Here is a 1,674-nt window from a genome sequence, read left to right as displayed (position 1 = left end):
ATGATATGCTCCCCATATAGTGGACAGGTGAAATAACAAAAACCTGTTACTGTATGGGGAGCATTTTTTATGGAACAAAAGAAGTTTACAGTGTTCGAAAAATTAGCGATTCTACAAGAGATTAAAGAGGAATTTATCGGAGTAAAGGCCGCAGCCCGAAAGTTCGGGGTCACCAAGAACTCTATTGTGAAATGGCGGCGACGGTATGAGTTGTACGGTTACGAGGGACTAGACGTTCGGACTCATAACCGTACCTATTCTGAGGAACTCAAGCTCCAAGCAGTTAGGGATTATCTCGAGGGGAAATTGTCCCAAAGCCAAATCATCTACAAGTATAGGATTGCAAGTACAACCCAACTCGCCAACTGGATTAAGAAGTATAATGGTCATAGCATCAGCTTAACGGCTAATTCAGGAGGAACTAGAGCTATGACCAAAGGACGCGCAACCACTTGGCAGGAACGGATGGATATCGTGCTGTACTGCCTGTCGAATGGACAAGACTACACAAAGGCAGCAGGCCATTTTCACGTTTCTTACCAACAAGTATATAGCTGGGTGAAGAAGTACGAAGCAGGCGGCGAAGAGGCATTACGAGACGGCAGAGGACGTACCAAAGCACCTGAAGAGCTCACAGAGGCAGATCGCCACAAACTCGCGATGCAAAAGCTGGAATATGAGAATGCGCGGCTGCGTGCGGAGAATGCTTTTCTAAAAAAGTTGAAGGAACTCGAAAGGAGGAAAACTTAGGCTCCGTTCGTCAGGAGAACATCTACCTGGCCATTCGAGCCGTTCAGCAAGAAGAGTCCTGTTCTATTCAGCTACTGTGTGACATCGCAGGAATTTCGCGGTCCAGTTACTACAAATGGTTGAATCGAATACCCAGTTCCCGGGAGACTGACAACGCGAAACTTACACAGGCCATGCTCCTCCTGTATGAGAAGGTAGAGCGAATCTTTGGGTATCGCCAGTTGACACTTCATTTGCGCAGGCAAATGGACAGAGCGATTAACGCGAAGCGAATATACCGTCTCATGAAGCTCCAAGGGATCCAGTCTGTCATCCGCAGAAAGAGGAAGAAGTACGTAGGTTCTACGCCTCAGCAGGTTGCAGAGAACGTACTGAACCGTAAATTCGAGGCGGAAACGCCTAACCAAAAATGGGTAACGGATGTAACGGAGTTCAAGTACGGCAACGGGCAGAAAGCGTATTTAAGTGCAATTAAAGATCTGCATGACAAGTCCATTGTAGCTTACGTCTTAGGCCATTCTAATAATAATTCGCTGGTTTTTAAGACGCTGGAGTTGGCTTTGCAGGCAGCCCCAGAGAACCATCCCTTACTTCATAGCGACCGTGGTTTCCAGTATACCTCTCTACGCTTTAAGGAGATGCTGGACGAGGCGAAACTCACCCAAAGCATGTCTAGAGTAGGCTGCTGCATTGATAATGGACCGATGGAGTCCTTTTGGGGGACACTCAAATGTGAGAAGTACTACTTGCATACTTACCGGACCTTTGAAGAGCTCCAACAAGACATTGATGATTACATTCACTTTTATAATAACGAACGGTTACAGGCAAAACTAAACGGCCTCAGTCCCATTGAATTCAGGACTAAGGCCGCTTAAGGATCTTTTATTATTTACGCTGTCTACTTGACGGGGTGCAGTTCAA

Annotated in this window: 1 protein-coding gene; it reads left to right on the top strand. The window is 46.5% G+C overall.

Going from position 1 to position 1,674, the window contains the following annotated elements; all coding sequences use genetic code 11:
- Positions 1–69 precede the first annotated feature (69 nt).
- Positions 70–1,628, top strand: a protein-coding gene (locus ACTJKB_RS30810) for an IS3 family transposase (RefSeq protein ID WP_440838031.1) whose coding sequence is annotated in 2 segments (ribosomal slippage) — positions 70–703 and positions 703–1,628 — 1,560 coding nt in all. Because the reading frame shifts where the segments join, the coding sequence is not laid out codon by codon here.
- Positions 1,629–1,674: the final 46 nt, after the last annotated feature.

The sequence above is a fragment of the Paenibacillus sp. 22594 genome (assembly GCF_052044425.1).
Taxonomy (GTDB): Bacteria; Bacillota; Bacilli; order Paenibacillales; family Paenibacillaceae; genus Paenibacillus_AQ.
The sequence above is the reverse complement of the archived record's forward strand: the minus strand, read 5'-3'. Positions and strand labels throughout refer to the sequence as shown.